Origin of the sequence: Pseudomonas sp. WS 5010, assembly GCF_012985565.1 — a bacterium.
In the GTDB taxonomy this organism is placed as follows: domain Bacteria; phylum Pseudomonadota; class Gammaproteobacteria; order Pseudomonadales; family Pseudomonadaceae; genus Aquipseudomonas.
In genome coordinates, this window is the sequence record NZ_JAAQWQ010000010.1 from 148,857 (window position 1) to 170,905 (window position 22,049).

The 22,049-nt window shown below is 63.1% G+C and carries 19 protein-coding genes and 1 pseudogene; 11 read left to right on the forward strand and 9 right to left on the reverse strand.

The features are described from left to right. Window positions 1-448 precede the first annotated feature (448 nt). The gene (locus tag HBO11_RS26380) at window positions 449-1,477 is read right to left on the reverse strand and encodes a LacI family DNA-binding transcriptional regulator (protein ID WP_169957255.1); all 1,029 of its coding nucleotides are present in this window, start codon (window positions 1,475-1,477) and stop codon (window positions 449-451) included. A gap of 212 nt (window positions 1,478-1,689) precedes the next feature. Here HBO11_RS26380 and HBO11_RS26385 point away from each other — a divergent pair, with 212 nt between their 5' ends. Next, entirely contained in the window at window positions 1,690-3,021 is a 1,332-nt protein-coding gene (locus HBO11_RS26385; protein WP_169957254.1) for an MFS transporter, read from the forward strand. Between the two features lie 13 nt (window positions 3,022-3,034). Beyond that, complete coding sequence (locus HBO11_RS26390) at window positions 3,035-4,402, forward strand: amidase (protein WP_169957252.1); 1,368 nt, start codon at window positions 3,035-3,037, stop codon at window positions 4,400-4,402. Window positions 4,403-4,573: 171 nt separating this feature from the next. Here HBO11_RS26390 and HBO11_RS26395 read toward each other — a convergent pair whose 3' ends face one another. From HBO11_RS26395 to HBO11_RS26425, 7 genes are all read right to left on the reverse strand, one after another. After that, entirely contained in the window at window positions 4,574-5,809 is a 1,236-nt protein-coding gene (locus HBO11_RS26395) for a Zn-dependent hydrolase (protein WP_169957251.1), read from the reverse strand. Continuing rightward, a complete protein-coding gene (locus HBO11_RS26400; RefSeq protein WP_057438692.1) occupies window positions 5,806-6,297 on the reverse strand; it encodes an L-2-amino-thiazoline-4-carboxylic acid hydrolase in 492 nt (163 codons plus the stop codon). Before HBO11_RS26400 ends, HBO11_RS26395 begins: the two co-directional genes overlap by 4 nt. A gap of 135 nt (window positions 6,298-6,432) precedes the next feature. Next, window positions 6,433-7,572 (reverse strand): branched-chain amino acid ABC transporter substrate-binding protein, encoded by a 1,140-nt coding sequence (locus HBO11_RS26405; RefSeq protein ID WP_169957250.1) that lies wholly within the window; start codon window positions 7,570-7,572, stop codon window positions 6,433-6,435. Between the two features lie 83 nt (window positions 7,573-7,655). Further along, on the reverse strand, window positions 7,656-8,372 hold the full coding sequence (locus tag HBO11_RS26410; RefSeq protein WP_169957249.1) for an ABC transporter ATP-binding protein: 717 nt from the start codon (window positions 8,370-8,372) through the stop codon (window positions 7,656-7,658). Further along, window positions 8,365-9,138: an ABC transporter ATP-binding protein gene (locus HBO11_RS26415; RefSeq protein WP_099168260.1), complete on the reverse strand. Its 774-nt coding sequence runs from the start codon at window positions 9,136-9,138 to the stop codon at window positions 8,365-8,367. Before HBO11_RS26415 ends, HBO11_RS26410 begins: the two co-directional genes overlap by 8 nt. After that, entirely contained in the window at window positions 9,135-10,235 is a 1,101-nt protein-coding gene (locus HBO11_RS26420; protein WP_169957247.1) for an ABC transporter ATP-binding protein, read from the reverse strand. The genes HBO11_RS26415 and HBO11_RS26420 overlap by 4 nt, the downstream gene beginning before the upstream one ends. Beyond that, window positions 10,232-11,179 (reverse strand): branched-chain amino acid ABC transporter permease, encoded by a 948-nt coding sequence (locus HBO11_RS26425; protein WP_169957246.1) that lies wholly within the window; start codon window positions 11,177-11,179, stop codon window positions 10,232-10,234. Before HBO11_RS26425 ends, HBO11_RS26420 begins: the two co-directional genes overlap by 4 nt. Window positions 11,180-11,386: 207 nt before the next feature. On the opposite strand from HBO11_RS26425, the gene HBO11_RS26430 reads away from it, so the two are divergent. Both HBO11_RS26430 and HBO11_RS26435 read left to right on the forward strand, forming a co-directional pair. Continuing rightward, complete coding sequence (locus tag HBO11_RS26430) at window positions 11,387-12,292, forward strand: LysR substrate-binding domain-containing protein (RefSeq protein ID WP_169957245.1); 906 nt, start codon at window positions 11,387-11,389, stop codon at window positions 12,290-12,292. A 123-nt stretch (window positions 12,293-12,415) separates the two neighbouring features. Beyond that, entirely contained in the window at window positions 12,416-12,844 is a 429-nt protein-coding gene (locus HBO11_RS26435) for a hypothetical protein (protein WP_169957244.1), read from the forward strand. Between the two features lie 87 nt (window positions 12,845-12,931). On the opposite strand, the gene HBO11_RS26440 is transcribed toward HBO11_RS26435, so the two are convergent. Further along, window positions 12,932-13,399 (reverse strand): Lrp/AsnC family transcriptional regulator, encoded by a 468-nt coding sequence (locus HBO11_RS26440; RefSeq protein WP_169957257.1) that lies wholly within the window; start codon window positions 13,397-13,399, stop codon window positions 12,932-12,934. Window positions 13,400-13,560: 161 nt separating this feature from the next. Here HBO11_RS26440 and HBO11_RS26445 point away from each other — a divergent pair, with 161 nt between their 5' ends. From HBO11_RS26445 to HBO11_RS26470, 7 genes and pseudogenes are all read left to right on the forward strand, one after another. Continuing rightward, a complete protein-coding gene (locus HBO11_RS26445) occupies window positions 13,561-15,381 on the forward strand; it encodes a tyrosinase family protein (RefSeq protein WP_169957243.1) in 1,821 nt (606 codons plus the stop codon). Further along, window positions 15,378-17,111, forward strand: coding sequence for a hypothetical protein (locus HBO11_RS26450; protein ID WP_169957241.1), 1,734 nt, complete (start codon window positions 15,378-15,380; stop codon window positions 17,109-17,111). Before HBO11_RS26445 ends, HBO11_RS26450 begins: the two co-directional genes overlap by 4 nt. A gap of 16 nt (window positions 17,112-17,127) precedes the next feature. Next, window positions 17,128-17,226 (forward strand): annotated as a pseudogene (locus tag HBO11_RS28740) (outer membrane lipoprotein carrier protein LolA); the annotation flags it as partial. Window positions 17,227-17,266: 40 nt separating this feature from the next. Then, a complete protein-coding gene (locus HBO11_RS26455; protein WP_170059012.1) occupies window positions 17,267-18,865 on the forward strand; it encodes a hypothetical protein in 1,599 nt (532 codons plus the stop codon). Continuing rightward, window positions 18,862-19,683, forward strand: coding sequence for a hypothetical protein (locus HBO11_RS26460; protein WP_169957359.1), 822 nt, complete (start codon window positions 18,862-18,864; stop codon window positions 19,681-19,683). The genes HBO11_RS26455 and HBO11_RS26460 overlap by 4 nt, the downstream gene beginning before the upstream one ends. 127 nt (window positions 19,684-19,810) lie before the next feature. After that, entirely contained in the window at window positions 19,811-20,530 is a 720-nt protein-coding gene (locus HBO11_RS26465; protein ID WP_169957357.1) for a response regulator transcription factor, read from the forward strand. Continuing rightward, on the forward strand, window positions 20,527-21,867 hold the full coding sequence (locus tag HBO11_RS26470) for a sensor histidine kinase (RefSeq protein WP_169957356.1): 1,341 nt from the start codon (window positions 20,527-20,529) through the stop codon (window positions 21,865-21,867). The genes HBO11_RS26465 and HBO11_RS26470 overlap by 4 nt, the downstream gene beginning before the upstream one ends. The last annotated feature ends 182 nt before the right edge of the window (window positions 21,868-22,049 follow it).

Genomic DNA, 22,049 nt, shown 5'->3' on the forward strand with positions numbered 1-22,049 from the left:
TCTTTCGGGCGTCATCGCAGGCAAGCCAGCTCCTACAGGGGAATGCAGCTTCGCGCTCTGGTTCTGCTGTTGCTGTTGCTCTGCTTTTGATCTTAGGCGCCCCGTTAAACCACGATAGCCGCAGGCAGGTATTGCGCAGTGGGCACCCCGGCATGGATGCCGGGGTAGCCGCGACACGGCCATGGATGGCCGATCGCGGCGGGCCCACGGAGCAATGCCTGACTGCGGGCATGCCGAGCCTAGGCGAGGCACCGAGTGGTGGGGCAAAAGCGCTTTGGTTACTTTCGCGCTTTTCGAAAGTGACCCGCCGTAAGGGCGGAACCCTAAGTGGCCATTACCGCAGCAACGGATATGTACACAACCCCAGACGAGAGCTGTGTAGATACCTATGCCGCGATCGCGGGCAAGCCAGCTCCCACATGTTCGACCGCCACTGACCCGCCCTCAGTCAGCGCAACAAAGACGAACTCGCCCGCACCTGCAACTGCGGCGCCACCATGATCGACTCGACAGCCTCGCCCTCGATGCGTTTGAGCAACAGCTCAACCGCATGGCGGCCCATCTCTGCCAGCGGCAGGCGCACGCTGGTCAGGGGGACCATCAACTCATTGGCCAGCGGTATGTCGTTGAAGCCCACCACCGCAATGTCCTTGCCCGGCATCAAGCCCTTGTCCCGTGCGGCGCCCATCAGGCCGATGGCCAGGAAGTCATTGACCGCGAAAAACGCCTGGGGCCGTGGGTTGAGCCCCAACAGGTATTCGCCCTGGCGGTGCCCGGTGAGGCTGTCAAAAGGACCATTGAGCGTCCACTCCGGGCGCAGGGTGATGCCCTGCTCACGGTAGTAACGGGTAAACCCACGGGTGCGATCCGCACCGGTGGAGGCATGCCGTTCACCCGCCAGGATCGCCACATCGCGACAGCCCAACTGGTACAAGTGCTCTGCCGCCAGCCAGCCGCCCAGTTCATCGTCGCTGCACGCCGCCAGATGCCCGGCAATCTGCCGGCTGACCAGCACGTAGGGGATGTGCTTGCGCGTCAACAGGTCGAGTAGCGGCTGGCTTTCGCCCACATGGGAGTCGCCGACGATCAACCCCGCCACCGAACGGCGCAGGGCGTGCTCGGCCCGCGCCATCTGGCGAGGTTGCTGGTCGTCGGTATTGGAAACGAACGTCAGGTAGCCGGCCTGCTCGGCCGCACTGTCGATGCTGTCATAAATGGTTGCCATCACCAGGTCAGTGAGCCTTGGCATGAGCACACAGATTTCCTGGCTTTTGCGCAGCTTCAGGCTCGATGCCTGGGTGTTTGGCCGGTAATCGAGCTCTTTGGCCAATGCACGAATGCGCGCCACCACTTCGGCCGACGCCGCTCGCTCGACCCCGGCCGGGTCGCCATTGAGTACCCGGGACACCGTGGAAACATGCACGCCAAGTGCAGTCGCCATGGACTTCAAGGTGGCTGGGCGAGAGGGGCTCGGCATGGTGGTGGGGCTTCCGACTGTCTGATATTTAGCGCGCAGAGTCTACCCGAACGGGCGTGTCGCAGCCGCAGATAAATCTTTACCCAAACGTTTGACTAAAAATTTTCCGCGCCTTACATTTCGCCAACCCAAACGTTTGGGCAAACAATAAAAATACGCCGGACGCGGCCGACTTTTTGACTTCTGCCATCATTTTGAAGAGTCAGATCCCTATGAATAGCCCCGCTATCCCGTCTTTCCGCTACCAGATTTTCTTCCTGATCATGCTGATGGCATTGCTCAACTACATCGACCGAGGCGCGATTGCCTATGCCTCGGCGAGCATTCTTCCCGAGTACGGTTTCGACAAGGCCGACTGGGGCAACGTGCTGGGTTACTTCGGTTACGGCTACATCCTGGGGGCACTGGTCGGCGGCATTCTGGCCGACCGTTTTGGTGCCAGGCGCATCTGGCTGATCGCCGGTGCCACGTGGTCGATCTTCGAGATTGCCACGGCATTTGCCGGCGATTTCGGGCTGGCGTTCCTCGGTGGCTCGGCCATGGCCGGCTTCGCCACCATCCGTGTGATGTTCGGGTTTGCCGAAGGTCCGGCGTACTCCGTGATCAACAAAAGCGTGGCCAACTGGGCCACGCCCAAGGAGCGCGGTTTTGTGGTGTCGGTGGGCCTGCTGAGCACCCCACTGGGTGCACTGCTGACCGCACCGGTGGCCGTGGGCCTGCAAACCCTGACCGGCAGCTGGCGCAGCATGTTCGTGGTGCTGGGCGTGGCCAGCCTGGCGCTGCTGATCTATTTCATGACCCGCTTCACCAACACCCCGGATGAAAACCCGCGCGTGTCCAAGGCCGAACTCGACTTTTTGCGTAAAGAGCGCGCCGAAGCCGCTAACGCATCGACCCCCACCACCAGCGTTGCGCCGGTCTGGCACTTCTTCAAGAACAAGGACCTGTTGCTCAACGCCGTCGGTTACTTCTCGTTTGTGTACGTGACCTTCCTGCTGCTGACCTGGACCCCCAAGTACCTGCAGGATGAGTTCCACTACAACCTGTCGTCACTGTGGTACATGGGCATGATCCCGTGGACCGGCGCCTGTTTCACCGTACTGCTGGGCGGCAAAATATCGGACCTGCTGCTGCGCCGCACCGGCAACCTGAAAGTCGCCCGCAGTTGGCTCGCCGCAACCTGCCTGCTGCTGACCACCTTGTGCTTCATCATGGTGTCCCAGGCCCAGACCGTGTGGGGCGTGATAGCCCTGATGACGCTGGCCAACGCGCTCAACGCCCTGCCCAACTCCGTGTACTGGGCCGTGGTGATCGACACTGCGCCGTCCAATCGGGTGGGTGCCTACAGCGGCATGACGCACTTTATTGCCAACACCGCGTCGTTCATCGCCCCGATGCTCACCGGCTACCTGACCGTTCGTTACGGCTACTCGTCGATGTTCGTGGCTGCCGCAGTGGCCACGGCGCTGGGCATGAGCGCCATGCTGATGGTGCGCCCAGGCGGTCGCCAGGTCGCCGCGCCCTCTATACCCGCCGCTGTTTGATGGAGTTGTTTACATGAGCCTGGTGAAGCCTGCCCACGCTGGATATTTCTTTGGCCTGTCGATCGTCACGCTGGCCGCGCGCCTGCGTGCCGGCAGCGTGACCAGTGTCGAGTTGACGCAAGCGGCCCTGGACAGCATCGAGCGTTTGAATCCGCTATTGAATGCGTTCGTGCAAGTCGATGCCTGCGTCGCCCTGGCCCAGGCGCGCAAGGCCGACGCGCTGTTGGCCCAGGGCCTGGACCTGGGCCCGCTGCACGGCATACCGGTCGCGGTCAAAGACAACATCGACACGTTTGACTACATCACCACCTACGGCTCCGCGCATTTCGACGGTTGCCTGCCGGAGCGCGATGCGTTGTGCGTGCAGCGTGTGCGCGAGGCCGGGGCGGTGATTGTCGGCAAGACCTTGACCCACGAATTCGCCTACGGCCCGACCGGCGACCGCTCGTTGCAGGGCGCCGCACGCAACCCGTGGGATGCCCGTTGCATCACGGGCGGCTCCAGCGCAGGCAGTGCGGCGGCGGTAGCCAGCGGCATGGTACCGCTGGCCCTGGGTACCGACACCGGCGGCTCGATCCGCATCCCTTCGGCCTTGTGCGGCGCGGTCGGCTTCAAGCCTTCGTTTGCCTGCGTGCCGGTGGACGGCGTGTTCCCGCTGGCCTCAAGCCTCGACCATGTCGGCCCCATCGCCAATCACGTCGAAGATGCGCGCTTGCTGTTCGAGGTGCTCGCCGCCCGCCCGTGTGCGCCTGCGGCCACTGCGCAGCCGCTGCGGGTTGGCTGGCTCACCTGTGGCAGCTTCGGCCCGGTGGATGCCGACGTGAATCAGCAGGTGTACCAGGCGGCGCAGCAGCTGTTTGGCGACACGCTTGAGCACACCGACGCGCTGCAAAAAATGGCGCCGGGCATGAAGGACACCCTGCTGACCCTGCAACGTGCCGAGGCCTTTGCGGTACATGCCGAGCGCATGCAGGATGCGCCGCACAAGTTTGACCAGGAGGTACGCGAGCGCCTCGAGGTGTCGAGGGACGTCAAAGGCTGGCAATACATTCGCGCACAGGCAAGCCAGGCGCAGTACCAAGCGGCGATGGCGCGTTTGTTCGAACACTATGACTTGCTGGTGTCGCCCAGCGTGCCGATTACCGCCACCGAGGTGAATGCGCGCGAAGTGCGGGTGGGCGAACAGGAGATTGACGTACGCGCCGCCGTGCTCAGCCATACCAGTGCCTGGAACCTCACCGGCCTCCCCGCGATCAGCCTGCCGGTGGGGCACGTGAGGGGCATGCCGGTGGGGTTGCAAGTGATAGGCGCGGCTGGCGCGGATGATCACTTGTTGCAGGTGATGAGCCAGCTGTTTGTGCCGATTACAGGTGGTGACTGAACTACCGCTTTCGCGGGCAAGCCCGCTCCCACAGGGGGGCTTGGTGTGGCGGGGAATTTTGCTTACGCTGCGCAACGAAGGTGGGAGCTGGCTTGCCTGCGATAGCGGTGTATCAGCCTACAGAGGGGCTGGCTGAACCACCGCTTTCGCGGGCAAGCCCGCTCCCACCCATCACTCACGCGACGAAGCCAGAATCGCCTGCAACAACACATCCGCCCCCGCTGTGGACCAGTGCGGGTGGATTTCTTCCGCCTCGTTATGGCTCAAGCCATCCACGCACGGCACAAAGATCATCGCCGTCGGCGCGACCTGGTTCAGGTAGCAGGCATCATGCCCTGCCCCGGAAATCATGCGCCGATGGCTATAACCCAGGGCCTGCGCCGCAGCCTGCACCACGTCCACGCAGTCTTTGTCGAAGGCAATCGGTGCGTACTGGAAGATCTGCTTGACGCTGGCCTGCAAGCCAATACCCTCGGCGATCCGTGCCACCGCTTCGTGCAGTTGCTGGTCCTGCACGGCCAGCACCGCTTCATCGGGATGGCGGAACTCGACGCTGAAAAACACCCGTCCCGGCACCACATTGCGCGAGTTGGGGAAGATATTGGCCATGCCCACCGTCGCCCGCCCTTCGGCGCCTTGGGCCAGGCCGATCTGGTTGACCGCCTCCACCACCCGGGCAAAGCCCAGCAGTGCATCCAGGCGGTGATCCATGGGCGTGGTGCCGGCATGGGCGCTGCGCCCGCAAAGCTCGACTTCATACCAGCGCTGGCCCTGGGCGCCGGTGACCACGCCGATGGTCAGGTCCTGGGCCTCAAGGATCGGGCCCTGCTCGATATGCAGCTCATACGCCGCATGCACCGCCTGGCCACCCACCGGATGCGGGCCGGCGTAGCCAATCTGTTGCAGCGCCTGGCCAATGGTCACGCCGGCCTTGTCTTCGCGGGACAAGCCGTATTCCAGGTCGAACACCCCGGCGTACACCCCCGAGGAAATCATCGCCGGGGCAAAACGCGAGCCTTCTTCGTTGGTCCAGTTGACCACCTCGATCGGCCGGTCGGTCTCGATGCCCAGGTCGTTCAAGGTGCGCAGCACTTCCAGGCCGGCGAGTACGCCGTAGATGCCATCGAACTTGCCGCCTGCTGGCTGCGAGTCACCGTGGGAGCCGGTCAGCACCGGGGCCAGGTGGTCATGGCGGCCGGCGCGGCGGGCGAAGATGTTGCCCATGGCGTCCACGCGGATGCTGCACCCGGCCGCCGTGCACCAGGCCACGAACAGATCGCGCCCGCGCCGGTCTTCGTCGGTCAGGGCCAGGCGCGACACGCCGCCCTTGGGCGTGCCGCCGATCTGCGCCATTTCCATCAGCGAGTCCCACAGGCGCTCGCCGTTGACCCGCGCCAGGGCGCTCACGAGCGCGGCTCCCGGGGCTTGGCGTGGTAGCGGAAGTCACAGCTTGGCGCGCCGCCCATGATGGTCTGGGTGCGCGTCAATTCAATATTGGGGTTGTAGCCGACGATAAACAGTTCGTCGCGGTTGCACGACAACAGGTGGCCGATCTCGCCCAGGCCCATCTCGTGGTACATCTCGGCGTAGCGGCAACGCTTGACGTCATAGTCGTAATGCTCGGCGTCGCTGGCGATGATCTCGACTTTCAGCGCGTCGTCTTTTTCCCACAGCACTTGCAGCTCAACGAAGCTCTTGAGGTCGGCGCCCTGCTCTTCCTGGGCAGCAAAATGCTTGCCGGCCTGGATCGCGGCATTGCCCACCGCCTCGCCAATCACCGCGGCGGCAAAGGCCTTGCCCTGCTCGCGCACGAGGATTTCGTAGATCGGCTTGATGATCTCGGCTTCGATACGCCGGCGGGCCAGGATGCCCAGTTCACCTTCGAGTTTGCTCATTGCGTGCCTCATTCAAATGGCTGCGAAGCCCCCTGTAGGAGCTGGCTTGCCAGCGATCCGGTGCACTCGGTGTTTCAGGTCTACCGAGGCGATACCATCGCTGGCAAGCCAGCTCCTACATGGGGAGCTGACGCGTTACTTTTTACCGCCAGCCACGCTCACCGGTTGCCATTGATTGGCCTTGACCTGGTAAACGGTGAACGACGGGTTCTGCAGATTGCCCTGGGCATCGAACGCTATGGTCCCGGTCACGCCTGGATAGCTGATGGCGCGCAGCACGGGCAGGTACTTCTGCGGATCGGTGGAGTTGGCCTGCTCGATAGCGGCGATCAGCACGCCCACGCCGTCATAGGCGAAGGGTGCGTGCAGCTCGATGTTGCTCTTGAAGCGCGCCTTGTAGGCCTCTTCGAAGGCCTTGCCACCCGGCATCTGCGCCACGGCCAGGCCCGGCTCCAGGGCGATCACGCCCTCGCCTTCGTTCTGTGCCAGTTGCAGGAAGGTCTGGCTGACAAAGCCGCCCGCGCCCATCAACGGCGCCTTGATCCCCAACTGCTTGATGCGTCGGGCCAGCGGTGCAGCCTGGGAGTCGACGCCACCGAAGAAGATCAGGTCCGGGTTCTGCCCGCGAATATTGGTCAGCACCGCACTGAAATCGATGGTCTTGTCGTCCACGTATTCGCGGGCAACCACCTTGGCGCCACCGGCCTCGATGGATTTGACGAACTGGTCCGCCAGGCCCTGGCCGAACGCGGTGCGGTCGTCGATCACGGCGATGCGCTGCGCCTTGAGGGTCTTGAGCGCGTAGTCGCCGGCGACCTGGCCGCCGTCATCGTCATGGCCCATGATCCGGAAGCTGGTGTCGAAACCTTGCTGGGTGTAGGCGTGACCGGTGGCGACCGGTGCGACCTGGGCAATCCCGGCGTCATGGTAGACCCGCGCGGCCGGGATGCTGGTGCCGGTGTTCCAGTGGCCGACCACGCCGACCACGCCTTCGTCCACCAGGCGCTGGGCCACGGTGACGGCGGTGCGTGGGTCGGACTGGTCATCCTCGGAAACCAGCTTGAACGTCACGGCCTGGCCGTTGATTTTCAGGTGCTTGGCGTTGGCCTGGTCAATGGCCAGTTGCGCACCGTTTTCCAGGTCTTTGCCGATCCGCGCCGACGGGCCGGTCAGGGGCCCGGCCAGGCCGATCAGGACCGTCTGGTCGGCCTGGGCCACACCGCTCAGGGCCAGGCTCAACAACAGTACGCGTTTGAAGGGGGCAGTCTTGTTCATCAGTTTTTCCTGTTTCTCATCAGGCCCTCATGGCCTGTGGGGTGGGCGAAACACGCCGGGCGTCCGGTGGCGTTTGTCATGGGTTATTCACCGAGGTAGGCACTGCGCACCTCGGGGTGGTCGAGCAATTGCGCGCTGGCGCCGCTGAGGCTGATGCGCCCGGTGTCCATCACGTAGGCGCGGTCAGTCACTTGCAGCGCAAGGCGCGCATTCTGCTCCACCAGCAGCAGGGTCATGCCCTGGCGGCACACATCATCAATCACCTGGAACAGCTTTTCGACCATGATCGGCGCCAGGCCCATGGAGGGCTCATCAAGCACCAGCAACCGCGGCTTGGACAGCAGCGCACGGGCCAGGGCGAGCATCTGCTGCTCGCCGCCGGAGAGCAGGCCGGCCGATTGCTGCAAGCGTTCTTCCAGGCGTGGGAAGTGCTCGAACAACTGGCGGATTTCCAGGCTCACCTGGTGCGGGTCGCGGCGCAGGAACGCCCCGGCCTGGAGGTTTTCCAGCACGCTCATGCGCGCAAAAATGCCGCGCCCTTCGGGCACCATGGCGATGCCCAGGGTCAGGCGCTCATGGGGCGCCAGGCTGAGGATCGAGCGGCCGGCAAAGCGGATCTGCCCCGCAGCGGCCGGCAGCAACCCGGTCAGGGCCTTGAGGCTGGAGCTCTTGCCGGCGCCATTGGCGCCGATCAGCGTCACCCGTTCGCCTTCATTAATATGCAGGTCCAGGGACTTGACCGCCTCGATGGCGCCGTAGCGCACCTTCAGGCCGTCAATCTGCAACAACGCTTCAGACATGGGCGCCGGCTCCCAGGTAGGCCTGGATCACTTGCGGGTGGCGGCGCACTTCGGCCGGCGCGCCCACGGCGATCACGCGGCCGTAGTCCAGCACGCTGATGCGGTCGCACACGCCCATCACCAGCTTCACGTCGTGTTCGATCAGCAACAGGGTGTGGCCGTCGTCGCGGATTTTTTCCAGCAGGCTGCGCAGTTGCACTTTCTCGCTGGCATTCATCCCGGCAGCCGGCTCGTCGAGGGCCAGCAGGCGCGGTTCGGTGGCCAGGGCGCGGGCAATTTCCAGGCGCCGCTGGTGGCCGTAGGACAGGCTGTCGGCACGGTAGTGGGCAAACCCGGCGAGGCCGACATAGGCCAGCAGGCGGTGGGCGTGGGCGCGGGTCTGCGCTTCTTCCTCACGCCCGCGCGAGTGCCCGCTCAAGGCCGCCCACACGCCGTTATGGGTGCGCACGTGGCGCCCGACCATGACGTTTTCCAGGGCGCTCATGGCGTTGAACAGGCGGATGTTCTGGAACGTGCGCGCAATGCCGGCACGGGCCACCTGGTGCACCGCCGTGGGCTGGTACTCCTCGCCGTCGAGCTGGAAGCGCCCGGAATCCGGGGTGTACAGCCCCGTCATCACATTGAAGAAGGTGGTCTTGCCGGCGCCATTGGGCCCGATCAGGCCGTAGATTTCCCCGGCCTCGATACTCAAGCTCACGTCATCGAGCGCAGCCACGCCGCCAAACTGTTTATTGACCTTCTCGATCTGCAATAACGGATGGTTCAAGGTGCACCTCCTGTGCGGCTCGGCCAGAGGCCGGCGGGTCGATACAGCATCGCCAGAATCAGCGCCAGGCCGTAGAACAGCTGGCGGATAATCTCCGGGTCCACCAGCACTTGGCCAAACAGCGCCTGCTGCAAGGGCCCCATACTGGCGCGCAACGCTTCGGGCAGGGCGGCGAGCAACACGCAGCCCAGAATCACCCCGGGGATATGCCCCATGCCGCCGAGCACCACCATGGCCAGCACGGCGATGGACTCATTGAGGGTGAAGGATTCGGGTGAAACAAAGCCCTGGAATGAGGCAAACAGCGCCCCGCTGATCCCGCCGAACGCCGCGCCGATGGCAAATGCCAGCAGCTTCAGGCGCAGGGTGTTCAGGCCCATGGCCTGGGCCGCCTCTTCGTCCTCGCGGATCGCCATCCAGGCGCGGCCGATACGCGAGCGCTGAAGGCGGATGCAGGCAAACAGGATCAGCACCACCAGTGCGGCGAACAGGTAGTAATAGAGGTAGACCGAGGGCAAGCGCAGGCCGAACAGTTCCTGGGTACGCCCCAGGTTGACCCCCAGCAGCGTCACCGGATCGACCTGGGCGATGCCCTTGGGGCCGTTGGTGAGGTTCACCGGGCGGTCGAGGTTGCGCAGCAGGATGCGGATGATTTCGCCAAAGCCCAGGGTGACGATGGCCAGGTAGTCGCCGCGCAGGCGCAGGGTCGGCGCCCCCAGAATCACCCCGAACCCCGCCGCCAGCAGCGCCGCCAGCGGCAAAATCAGCCAGATCGAGGTGTGCATGCCCTGCGGCATCAGCGCCAGCAAGGCCGGGAACTGTTGCAACAAATGGGGCGATGACAGCAAGGCCGCCAGGTAGGCGCCCACCGCGTAGAACGCGATAAAGCCCATGTCCAGCAGGCCGGCATAGCCCACCACGATGTTCAGGCCCAGGGCCAACATGATGTACAGCAGGGCAAAGTCCAGGGTGCGCACCCAGGTATTGCCGCCGGCATGCCCGACAATCCACGGGGCCAATACCAGGGCCAGGGCGAACAGCAACAGCCCAAGGCTGGCGCGTTTGCTCGAAGGGCTCACAGCGGTTGCCAGGCTCATGCGCGGGTCGCCAGTCGTTCGCCCAACAACCCCTGGGGCCGGAACACCAGCACCGCGATCAACACGATGAAGGCGAACACGTCCTGGTAGTTGCTGCCGAACACGCCGTTGGTGGCGGCCCCCAGGTACCCGGTGCCAAGGGCTTCGATCAGCCCCAGCAGCAGGCCGCCGAGCATCGCGCCCTTGAGGTTGCCGATGCCGCCCAGCACCGCCGCGGTAAACGCCTTGATGCCGGGCAAAAAGCCCATATAGAAATGCGCGCTGCCATAGTTGCTGGCCATCATGATGCCCGCCAGCGCGGCCAGGGCGCCGCCGATGGCGAAGGTCATGACGATGATGCGGTTGGGGTTGATGCCCATCAGGCTCGCCACTTGCGGGTTCTCGGCCACGGCGCGCATGGCCCGGCCAAAACGCGTGCGCTCGACCAGCAGCAACAGCCCGACCATCAGGCTCAAGGCCACGCCAATGGTGGTCAGGGCGGTGGCATTGGTCACGGCGGCGTGGGTGGCATCGCCGGCCAGCACTTCGATGGGCTCCAGGGGCAGCAATTGCGGGAACATCTGCGGGTTACGGGTCCAGACCAGCATCGCCACGGTCTGCAACAACAGCGACACGCCGATACCACTGATCAATGGCGCCAGGCGCGGGGCGTTACGCAAGCGCCGGTAGGCCACGCGCTCGATCACCACCGCCAGCACCGCACAGAAGGCCATGGCGATCATTGCCGCCACCAGCAGCAACAGCACCGGCGGCATATACGGCCAGGCCGCCTGCAACACCCGGATCACCGACAGGCCCACCAGCGCGCCGATCATCAACACATCGCCGTGGGCGAAGTTGATGATCCGCAAAATGCCGTAGACCATGGTGTAACCCAAGGCCACTAAGGCGTAGAGACTGCCCGACAGCAAGCCGTTGAGCAGTTGCTGGATAAACGCATCCATGAGAACCATCAACTCCATACACAGAAAACATCGGTGCCAGGGCGCACCGACTAAAAGTCCGAGCGCGGAACACTAGTTATTTATTCTGTTTTTATCAAATATCTGAAAGGAATATGTTTATACCCAATACCAAACGCCCTATATGCGGCACATTTTCCCCACTGATGCCGCTTTATTTATCTTTTTACTTGGTATTTAATTCAACACATGAATAATTTAGAACAGTTAGCCAACGATCCACCCTTGCGTGCCGTGCGCACGTTCGAAGCCTTTGCCCGCCATGGTGGGGTGAATGCCGCCGCCCGCGAACTGGGGGTGTCGCCCTCGGCTGTCAGCCATCAGTTGCACTTGCTCGAAAGCTTCCTGCAACAACCCCTGACCCTGCGCCAGGGCCGCAATCTGGGGTTGACCGACGAAGGCCGCGAGTACTACCGGGCGATTCGCTCGGCATTCGCGGTGCTGCGCAGTGCCACCGAGCACGTGCGGGAAAAAAGCGCGACGCGCCAGGTCACCATCAGCCTGATCCCGATGTTCGCGACCCACCTGTTCATCCCGCGCCTGCCGCAGTTTTTGAGCGCCAACCCGGCGCTGGATATCAACATCACCTACGCCAACCACCGCAGCTACCCCAGCGATGCCGCCGACCTGTCGATCCGCTTCGGCACCGGGCACTGGCCGGGGTATCACAGCGAGCCACTGATCAGCGGCGCGGTCACGCCGTTCTGCAGCCGCGAGTTCCTCCAGCGCCACGGCCCCATCGCCACGCCGCAAGCCCTCAGCGAACTGCCACTGCTGCACGACGAAGAGCGCGGTACCTGGGGCCAATGGTTCGACGCAGCCCAGGTGCCGCACACCCACTCGCACAATGGCCTGCTGCTGGAGGATGGCCAGTTGACCCTGGTCGCCACTCTCACCGGCCTGGGCTGCTCGCTGTTGCGTGCGCCGTTGGTGGCGCCGCTGGTGGCCAGGGGGGAACTGGTGCAACTGTTTGACGTGCAGGCAGATGACGGGCGCCAGTACTACCTGTGCCGCCGGGCCAACAGCGAGTTGTCGAGCGAAGGCAACAACCTGTACGACTGGATCAAGGGCCGCCTGGGCCACAGCCCCGTGTAGGAACAGTGGTTAACGATGCCGCGGGGTGCCCTCTCAGGGTTTTGGCCGGCAAGCCGGCTCCTACAGATGGGGTATGATGCCGCGCTTTGAAGAACCAGCTGTAGACCTGCGAGGAAACGCACCTTGAGTAACGACGCAAAAATGACCGGCGACCTGTTCGAAATAGACAAGCGCCTGTCGCTCAAGCCTGTGGTGGATTTCAATAGCTACCTGCAGGCGGCCTTCGGCGATGGCCCTTGCACCTGTGTGCGCTGTGTTGCCAGTGCGGGTGACGAGAAAGGTTACGAGTATCAGCACAGCTTCAACTTCCTGGGCCAGGTGGCCCACCGGCGCTTTGCGTTGACCGCTGGCAGCGATGTGCTGCAGATGCTGAAAAAGGCCTGGCTGTCGTACACCAAGGCCGAGCTGCCTGGCAGTGGCGACTTGGCGCTGGAGACGGTCAAGGAGTTCGTCGAGCCGCAGTTGCACAAGCGCTTGCTGCCACTGTTGCTGGCCAGTGGGTTGGTCAAGGATGTCGAGGGTGGGTTGCAGCTTCAGGCTGTGGCGGCCTGATAGACAACCGGATCATTACAGCGAATGCATCACCCTGTGGGAGCAAGCCCGCTCCCACATTTTCAATGAGCTGCGTCTCATGGGCGTCTACAGATGTTGCACGCCCTGCAACGGCAACTCATAAGACTTCTTCACGGTGCGCACCACCAACGTCGAAGAATACGTACGAATCGGAATATCCCGGTAAGTGTCGAGAAACCGATAGATGTATTCGGTGTACTCCGTGGCATCACGAAACTTGGCCACCATCACAAAATCAAACTCTCCGGTCATCAGGTAGCAGTCCTGGATCTCCGGGTGATTGGCCAGGATGTGCTGCATCTTGCGATCAATGTCGTTGCTGTCTTTGTCGAGCTTGATCAAAAAGAACGCGGTGACCTGGATCCCCAGCTTTTTTTCATCCAGCACCGCGACTTTCGCCTTGATGATGCCCACGCTCTCCAGGCGCCGGATGCGCCGGTAACAACTGGTCGAGGACAGCCCCACGCTGTCGCTGAGCAGGTCCAGGCTTTGGGTGCAGTCTTTCTGCAACTTGCCGAGAATTTTCAAATCCATGGCGTCTGTCATTATTTCCACTTCTTCCTTGAGAAAACTGCAATGAATCCGCCGTAAAAGCGGGCCAATTTGCACAATTCTCTGCACAGTGGCCCGTTACTATCAAATCCAGCTTAGCAGCCCCGGCAGATCCAGCATGGGGGCTGCATGAGAGGGATCTTATGATAGTCGCGAAACCGACATGGACCGCTGATATCCAAGGGCTTTTCACCGCGCCTTACTGGATCCCGGCGGCAGATCGCGCCAACGTCGCAGGCTCGTGGGTGCGCTGCATGAATGCCTACGATGTGTTCCTGCAAGACCCCGATTCGGTCAAGACCTGGTCCGAAACCATCTACCAGCACCTGGCGTCGCGCAATATGCCGCTGACCCTGGATGACCGGCAGTTCTGGCCTATCGACGCCCTGGAAACCTTCCGGTTGTGGGTCAACCAGGGCTGGCGCCTGAACAGCTTTTCGCCGTTCGACATCGCCGAGCGCATCCCCCCTCCAGACCTGCCGCACCCGGTCAAGCGCGTGCGCCAGGACATCCGCGCATTGAGCCAGGAACAGCTGGACCTGTACCGCGCACGGCTCGACGACGTGATGCAGATCGGCAATCCGGACAGTGGCTCACCCTGGCAGCGCTATGCCTATATCCACACCAACTGGTGCCTGCATTACCAGGAAGCCTTTGCCCTGTGGCATCGCGCTTACCTGCTGTACCTGGAAGCCTTGATTGACTATCCGATCCCCTACTGGGACTGGATGGCCGAGGACGCCAGTGTCGACGGCAGCCCCCAGGCCGGCCTGCCCCAGGCCTTTCTCGATGAGACCTATGTGCACCCGCACAGCGGCGAGGTGCGGCGCAACCCGTTGCGGTATGCGGCGGCCAAGGATGGCCGCTCGAAAGTCTGCGCCTCGGGCAATGTCGAGGGGGTGGACTGCGGCTTCGTGCAACGCAACCCGCTGTTCTACACCCAGGGCGACCAACAGCGGTTCAAACGTACCCAGCTGTACGGCATGAGCCGGATTTTCCAGCAGCAGGTGGTGGACGCCTTGAAATTCAAGACCTTCAGCCAGCCCCAGGGCGTGCCGGGGTATCCCTGGGCCAATATCACCGTGTTTGATCCACCGCAAAAGGACGCGCTGTACCCCAACCGCACGCTGAATTTCGATGGCCTGTACGAACAGCCCCACGACAACTATCACGGCTGGATCGGCGGCGATATGGCCGACAACGCCTACACCGCGTTTGACCCGCTGTTCTGCTCCTATCACGCCAATATCGACCGCGTGCTGGAGATCTGGATCCGCGCCAACCCGGCGGCGCAATACACCACCCAATGCCTGCTCCAGCCGTTTGCCGGCAGCCAGGCCGACGCGGTCACGTTCACCAGTGCCGATGCCTGGCGCTACACCACCCTGGGCGATATGGCCCAGGACAGCCGGCACATCGGCTACGACTATGCCACCCCGGTGGCGCCGCCGTTCGGCGCCCGCCGCGCCAGCGCCAGTGCGTGCTGCCCCCACAGTGCCGCGCCGGTCCAGGAGCAGGCCCAGGCCAGCGGCCCATGGGTGGTGTTCGACCATGTGCGCTGCACCCATGACACCTATTTGATCGACGTGTTCGTCAATCAGCCCGACGCCACGCCCCAGCAGGTCAACGCGGATAACCCGCACTACGTCGGGCGCTTCAGCCGCATCGGCATGGGGCTGGTGGACGACAAGGGGCGCTGCATCACCCACGGCGTCTGCCGCGCACTGAATGCGGCGCGCAGTGCCACGGCGTTGCACCTGGGCCCCACGGACGCCGTGCAGTTGAGCCTGCTGGTCACCCATCTCGATAGTGGCCGGGTATTGGCGCCGCAAGAGTACGCGCCGCTGCCTGGCTTTATCGCCCAACTGGTGTGGGACGACCCGCGCCAGACCGTTGCCGACCCTCCCCCGAGTGCCGGTTGCTGCGCAGCTTCTACCCCCACACCCCATGGAGATCTGTCATGAGCACGCCGTTCAAGCAATTCACCTCCCCCGCTGGGCAAGCGCCAAAGGACTACAACAAGCTGGGCCTGGAAAACCAGTTGCCGCAATTTGAAACCGACTGGAACAACGACGTCACCGGCTGGACCGAAGCGGCGATCATCGGCAACCCGTGGTCGGGCCTCAATGACGCGCCGCGCTCGGGCTATTATAACCCGCTGGTCGAGGGCTATGGCGACGTCACCCCGCCGGCAATCACCTGGCAACCCTTCCCTAACCGGCTGTGGACGTTTTTCTACAACAACGGCACGGCCGTGATTCCGCAACTGGGCGGCAAGGCCATGACCCTGCAACAGGTCATGGAACTGACCGACAACGGCCAGATCACCCTCAACAACACCCTCTACACCCTGTACGACCCGGACAAGAAAGGCACGCTGCTGCAACTGCCGGTGACCCGTTGCCCGAGTATCGACTGGAACGGCAAGTACAAGGATTTCTCGCCCTCCGGCCCACGGGGCTGGCTGGACGAATACTGCGAGTGGTCAATTGTGCGCGATACCAACGGCAAGATGCGCAAGATCACCTTCACCAGCGAAAACCCGGCGTACTTCCTGGCCATGTGGCGCATCGATCCGAATGCAGTGCTGGGGCTGTATCGCGACTACATCGACCCGAACGTGCAACTGCAAGACCTGTACCTGCGCTACACCGCCAACTGCCCGACCGGCAATGCCGGTGACCCGGTGATCGACCCGACCACGGGCCTGCCGGCCTACGACACCGTCAACAAATGGAACGCCGGCACCGCCTGTACCCCCGGCCAGTTCGGCGGCGCAATGCACCTGACCTCCGGCCCCAACACCCTCAGCGCCGAGGTGTACCTGGCGGCGGCGGCCACGATCATGCGGCCCCTGAAAAGCAGCCAGAACCCCCAGTCACTGATCTGCTGCGCGCAGTATGGGCAGAACTATCGCAACTCCGACCCGCATATCGGCTTTGCGGCCAATGAGGCGGCCATCAGCAGCCGTATTTCCCTGACCAACCCCATCGCCCTGTACCTGCAACAGCCCACCAACTTCAGTGCCTGGAAAGGCCCGCAGGGGCAGGATGTGAGCCAGTACTGGCGCATCACCCGTGGTACCGCCAAATCGGCGATCAACGGCTCCGACCAGATCCTCCAGGCGGTGTTCGAGGTCCCGCAAAGCGCGGGGTTCTCGATCAATGACATCACCATCAACGGCCAGGCCGTGGACTATGTGTGGGTGATTGCCCAGCAACTGCTGGTGGGCCTGAGTGTGACCGCCACCCCAAGCACCACGGCGCCGCCGTCCCCTTGCGTGCAGGACCGGGTCAATGGCCTGCAACCCTGGCCGGTGCAGCTGTTGCCGCTGGACCTGTTCTACGGCCAGTCGCCCACCGACCTGCCGGCCTGGCTGGCCCCAGGCAGCAGCGGGCAGTTCGCGCTGGTGGTGCAAGGCGCCGACCTCAAGACCACCGCCGCCACTGCACGGATCCAGTTCAGCAACCCCGGGGTGACCGCGCAGGTCACGAAGTTTTTGCCCGATGCCTCGGCCATTCCCGGCCAGACCAATGCGGGCGGTACCCAGGGTTACATCATGACCATCAGCGTCGCGAAAAACGCGGCGCCGGGGCTGGTGACGGTCCGTGCGCTCAACCCGGGCGAAGCGGATAACGTCAGCGCGGCGGACCACCCATGGGAATCCGGGCTGGCGCTGGTGCCATCCCTTTAAGGGCAAACACCCCCCTGTGGGAGCTGGCTTGCCAGTGAGAATCCTCAACGATAACGCGGGGTATCTGATGCCCAGCGGTGCTCTCAGGTTTTTCGCCGGCAAGCCGGCTCCTACAGAACGGCTAGAAGCTTCACCTTCATGCAAGGAGCGCGATGATGTACAGATTTCGCTTACGTGGTCTGCTGCTGGTCAGCACGCTGCTGTCGCTGTTTCTCCTGCCCACGGCCCAGGCATCGGATGCCGATACCTGCGTCCAGCAGCAGTTGGTGTTCGACCCCAACAGCGGCGGTTTTCTACCCGTCAACAATTTCAACACCACTGGCCAGAGCTTCATGAACTGTTTTGGCTGGCAGCTGTTTATTGCCCTGAACTGGCCCGTGGATCCCGGATGGCCAGCCAATGCAGCCCTCGCGGGCGAGCCGAACCGCAAGATCAGCATGGCGCAATTTGGCGTGCCCCAGGTCGCCGGGCAACCCATGACCACCGCGCCGGTGTGGGCAAGCTTTAAAGACGCTAACGATATATTCCTGCCCGGCGCCCGACCGCCCACAGGCTGGGGCGTGCAGACATTGGTGCCGTCCAATTGCAGCAGCGAGGGCAGCCTCAAAGCGCTGTCGGTAGGCGCGCGCAAATTCATGAACGCCACCTCGGAAAGCGCGACCAACGCCAAGCATCGCTTCCACTTGTCCAGCGGCACCCTGGCGTCGATTCCCGACCCGATCATGGAGGCCGCCGGTGGCTGGCTGACGGACCAGACCGGCAACCTGGTGTATTTCGAACGCAAGGTGGGCAAGGCCGAGTTTGACTACATCGTCGATAACGGGTTGTACGATGCGGCCAATCAACTGGCCGTGGCACAGAACAGCGATGGCAAGCACCCTGCAGGCCTGTCGCTGCCGGCCGGCGAGTTGATGCGTTCGATGCCGGCCAAGCCGCTGCCCCAGGAAAAACTGGGCGCCCTGGAACTCAAGGCCGCCTGGCGCATCCTCACCGGCAAGCCCCAGCTCTACGGGCGCTACCTGACCACCGTGGCCTGGCTCAAGAACCCCGCCACCCTGCAATGCACCCAACAGGTGGTAGGCCTGGTGGGCCTGCATATCATCAACAAGACCCAGAGTTCACCGAACTTCATCTGGACCACCTTCGAGCAAGTGGACAACGTACAGGAACCGGTGCAAACCCCGGCGCAACAGACACCGCCCGACGGCTATATCTTCTACAACCCCGCTTGCACCGGTGGCCCTGACGTGTGCACGCCGAACGTAGCCCGTATCCAGTGCAAGCAGCACCACCCTGATCGCGAATGCACCGAGCCCTATCCCCGCGACCAACCGGTGCAGACCACCCGCGTACACCCCTTGCCTTCGGACATGCAAGCGCTCAACGGCGCGGTGCAGGCCAGCTTCGCCCAGCAGACCAGCGGCCAGTCGGTGTTCCAGTACTACAAGCTGGTCAATGTGCTGTGGATCACCGCCCCGACACCGCCGGACCCCGAGCCGGGCGCCGGCGCAAAGGTGCCCCTGTCCTATGGACCCTTTATCAGCGATAGCAACGTACCGGTGGCCAATACCACCATGGAGACCTACGTCCAGGGCCTGAACTGCAATGACTGCCATCAGAAGGCAACGATTGCCGGCGACCCGAGCCTGGCCTCGGACTTTTCGTTCCTGTTCAACAACGCCGATTCGGCCAGGCAAAAAAGCCTGATCAAGCGCGTGCATGCCTTCGAAACCCTCAAGGACGGTCAACCATGAAACGCTCCCTCGCCACTCTCCTGCTCGCATTATCGATGGCCCTGGCCCCCCTGGCCCTGGCCCATTCACCCCATGAACTGCACGCAGTCAGCAACGGCGCCGATGCCGATGCGCCGGGCAACCACGGCATGTTCATGGTCGGCTCGCAGACCCTGTTTTTGGTGCACATGCCGATGTTCACCACAGAAAAGCACATGTACCAGATCGTCCTGCAGGCCAGCCTGCCCGCCGACGTGATGGCCAAATACCAGGCGCTGCGCGCGGCCAACCCGAGCAAGCCGTATAACCTGATCAATGTCGATAACGACACCTTCACCCTGCCCCAGCTCAAGGCCGGTGAGGTGACCACGTTCAAGGCAACGATCTTTGACGGCTACTCCAATGATGGCGGCGGTACACCGGGGCCGGTGTTGTTTGACAACGTGCCGGTGACGGTCGAAGCGGTGGTGATCTACCGGCCGTTCAACCTGGGCATCGACCGCCCCAAACAGCTGGTCTACACCTTGTTTGGCCGGGGCAATGAGGCGCACTTGACGCACTACATCGCCCAGGATCCGGACTTCCAGGAAATCATTACCCTGCCTGGGCCACCAGCACCGTTTTCGGCGGCGCAGTTGGTGTCTACGGTGGATTTGAATTTCACCACCGTGCAATCGTTGCCGATCGTATGCCAGTCGCCGCTCAAGCCCGGGGTTTACCCAACGTTGCTGGAGGGGCGTGCGGATGCGCCGGTGGCCCTGGATCTGGGACCGGCAGCGCAGCGCGTGTGGTATTCGACGGGCAATCTGTTGAACAAGACAGACCCTTGTCAGCGTTAGGCGGCGCCATTGACCTGCATACGGCCGTTTTCTCCAAATGCAGCAATAATCCGCAATCGATAGGAATGTGGCGGGAGATTTGCCAGAATGCGCGACTTAGAAACATTCGCATTCGCAGGAAATTCCCATGCACGCCCACCCTTCGCTCCCCGCTGCGCGTCGCATCCTCGCCGTCGAGGATGACCCGGTGCTCGCCGCCCACCTGGACAGCCACCTGGGCCAACGTGGCTTCGATGTCACGTTGCGCCAGGACGGTGGCGAGATCGTCGAGTTGGTGCGCGCCCAACCTTTCGACCTGATCCTGATGGATATCATGCTGCCGGGCAGCAGCGGCCTGGAGGTGCTCGCGCAACTGCGCCGGCATCAACGGGTGCCGGTGATCCTGATGTCGGCCCTCGGTGCCGAGCAGGACCGCATCACCGGGTTCAGCCAGGGCGCCGACGATTACCTGCCCAAGCCGTTCAGCATGCTGGAGATGGATGTGCGCATCGACGCGATCCTGCGCCGGGTGGCCTATGAACATGAGGTGCCCGGCACGGCGCGCAATGAGGACCCGCAACTGACATTCGACGAACAACGCACCGATGTCAGCCTCAATGAGCAGTGGGCCGACCTGACCACCACCGAGTATCGGGTGCTGGAAACCCTGGTGGCCCATGTCGATGAGGTGCTGACCAAGGCGTTTCTGTACCAACAGGTCATGCATCGTGCCTATTCCAGGCATGATCGCAGCCTGGACATGCATGTCAGCCGCATCCGGCGCAAGTTGCAGGCCATCGGCTACACCGCCGGGCGCGTGGAGACGGTCAGGAGCACCGGCTACATGCTGACCCGGCTGCAAGCATGAGGCTGCCCAACCGCCATTCGCTGTTGTGGAAACTGATCGGTTTGCTGGCGGTACTGTGCCTGTTGGTGGTCAGCCTGCAAGTGGATGTGAGCCAGCGTATCTATGAAGCCACCGCGCGCCTGCCCGCTCCCACCCGCTACATCCTCGGCGAATACGCGCGCCAGGCCGAAATGGCCTGGCGCGAGCGCGGTGCGGCAGGGGTCGATGAGTTCCTCAAAAGCCTGCGTGCCCAGGAGCAGGTGTGGGCGGTGGTGGTAGACGACCACCATTCGCTGTCCTCCCAGGCCTTGACCACGGTCGAACGGCGCAAGCTGGACTTTGTGCGCCAGATCGACTGGCCCGTGGGCCGCCCTGGTGGCCGGCCAACGTTTTACATGCCGTTCAGCGACGGCGCAGCCCGCCTGGTCATGGAGTTGCCGCTGCACCTGGACCCGCGCCAGGGCCGTGGCCTTTGGGACATTTTGCTGCGCCAGGTGCTGCCGACAGGCCTGGCGTTGTTGTTTGGCGTGCTGTTGTACCGGGTGCTGATTTCACCGCTGGTGATCCTGCGGCGCCAGGCCAATGCCCTGAGCGCCGGTGACCTGGCCTCGCGGGTCGGGCCGCAGGTGACGCGGCGCCGCGATGAATTGGGTGAGTTGGCCCGGGCCTTCGATCATATGGCCGAGCGCCTGGAAAGCACGGTGGTGCTGCAACGGCGCTTGCTGCGGGACTTGTCCCACGAACTGCGCACGCCCTTGAGCCGGCTGCGGGTGGCCGGTGAGCGCGAGCCTGATCCAGGCGCCCTGCGCCAGCGCCTGGAGCGCGAAGTGCAAGGTATGGAACGCTTGATCGGCAGCACCCTGGAGCTGGTCTGGCTGGATACCGAACGCCCATCCATGCCCGTGGAAGCGGTCGAGATGGAGCCTTTGTGGGACCTGCTGCGCGAAGACGCCTGCTTTGAAAGCGGCTGGCCCAGCGAACGCCTGCCCTGCGAACTGCCCGCAGGCGTCTGGGTGCTGGGCAACCTCAATGGCCTGGCCCAGGCCCTGGAAAATATCCTGCGCAATGCCATCCGCCATTCCCCCGAACACGGTGTGGTGCGCTTGACCGGTGCGCTTGAGGGTGATTTCTGGCACCTGTGCATCCAGGACCAGGGCCCGGGGATCGAGCCCGACAAGCTGGAACAGATCTTCCTGCCCTTCACCCGCCTCAATGCCGCCCGCCCGGGTGGTGACGGTTATGGCCTGGGCTTGTCGATTGCCCGCAGCATCGTGCAGTTGCAAGGTGGCCAGCTGTGGGCACAGAACACCACGCCCGGGCTGTGCCTGCATCTGCGACTCAAAGTGTATAAGTTGTAAATTGCGTTTACTCTCATATGAGAATCACTAGCATTCGAGTCAACCCTATGCATGGTTGTAGTGGTCTAATGAAACCGGACACCCATTTAGGCGAGAATGCTCGCCAGTTAGAGGTGTCTGATGACAAAACAACGTCGTTCCTTTTCCGCTGAATTCAAACGCGAGGCCGCAGGCCTCGTGCT

Bases quoted from the DNA above. Each gene is read 5' to 3' on its own strand.
- HBO11_RS26380 (WP_169957255.1), bottom strand. From the start codon at position 1,477: ATGCCGAGCCCCTCTCGCCCAGCCACCTTGAAGTCCATGGCGACTGCA.
- HBO11_RS26385 (WP_169957254.1), top strand. From the start codon at position 1,690: ATGAATAGCCCCGCTATCCCGTCTTTCCGCTACCAGATTTTCTTCCTG.
- HBO11_RS26390 (WP_169957252.1), top strand. From the start codon at position 3,035: ATGAGCCTGGTGAAGCCTGCCCACGCTGGATATTTCTTTGGCCTGTCG.
- HBO11_RS26400 (WP_057438692.1), bottom strand. From the start codon at position 6,297: ATGAGCAAACTCGAAGGTGAACTGGGCATCCTGGCCCGCCGGCGTATC.
- HBO11_RS26405 (WP_169957250.1), bottom strand. From the start codon at position 7,572: ATGAACAAGACTGCCCCCTTCAAACGCGTACTGTTGTTGAGCCTGGCC.
- HBO11_RS26410 (WP_169957249.1), bottom strand. From the start codon at position 8,372: ATGTCTGAAGCGTTGTTGCAGATTGACGGCCTGAAGGTGCGCTACGGC.
- HBO11_RS26420 (WP_169957247.1), bottom strand. From the start codon at position 10,235: ATGAGCCTGGCAACCGCTGTGAGCCCTTCGAGCAAACGCGCCAGCCTT.
- HBO11_RS26425 (WP_169957246.1), bottom strand. From the start codon at position 11,179: ATGGATGCGTTTATCCAGCAACTGCTCAACGGCTTGCTGTCGGGCAGT.
- HBO11_RS26430 (WP_169957245.1), top strand. From the start codon at position 11,387: ATGAATAATTTAGAACAGTTAGCCAACGATCCACCCTTGCGTGCCGTG.
- HBO11_RS26440 (WP_169957257.1), bottom strand. From the start codon at position 13,399: ATGGATTTGAAAATTCTCGGCAAGTTGCAGAAAGACTGCACCCAAAGC.
- HBO11_RS26445 (WP_169957243.1), top strand. From the start codon at position 13,561: ATGATAGTCGCGAAACCGACATGGACCGCTGATATCCAAGGGCTTTTC.
- HBO11_RS26450 (WP_169957241.1), top strand. From the start codon at position 15,378: ATGAGCACGCCGTTCAAGCAATTCACCTCCCCCGCTGGGCAAGCGCCA.
- HBO11_RS26455 (WP_170059012.1), top strand. From the start codon at position 17,267: ATGTACAGATTTCGCTTACGTGGTCTGCTGCTGGTCAGCACGCTGCTG.
- HBO11_RS26460 (WP_169957359.1), top strand. From the start codon at position 18,862: ATGAAACGCTCCCTCGCCACTCTCCTGCTCGCATTATCGATGGCCCTG.
- HBO11_RS26465 (WP_169957357.1), top strand. From the start codon at position 19,811: ATGCACGCCCACCCTTCGCTCCCCGCTGCGCGTCGCATCCTCGCCGTC.
- HBO11_RS26470 (WP_169957356.1), top strand. From the start codon at position 20,527: ATGAGGCTGCCCAACCGCCATTCGCTGTTGTGGAAACTGATCGGTTTG.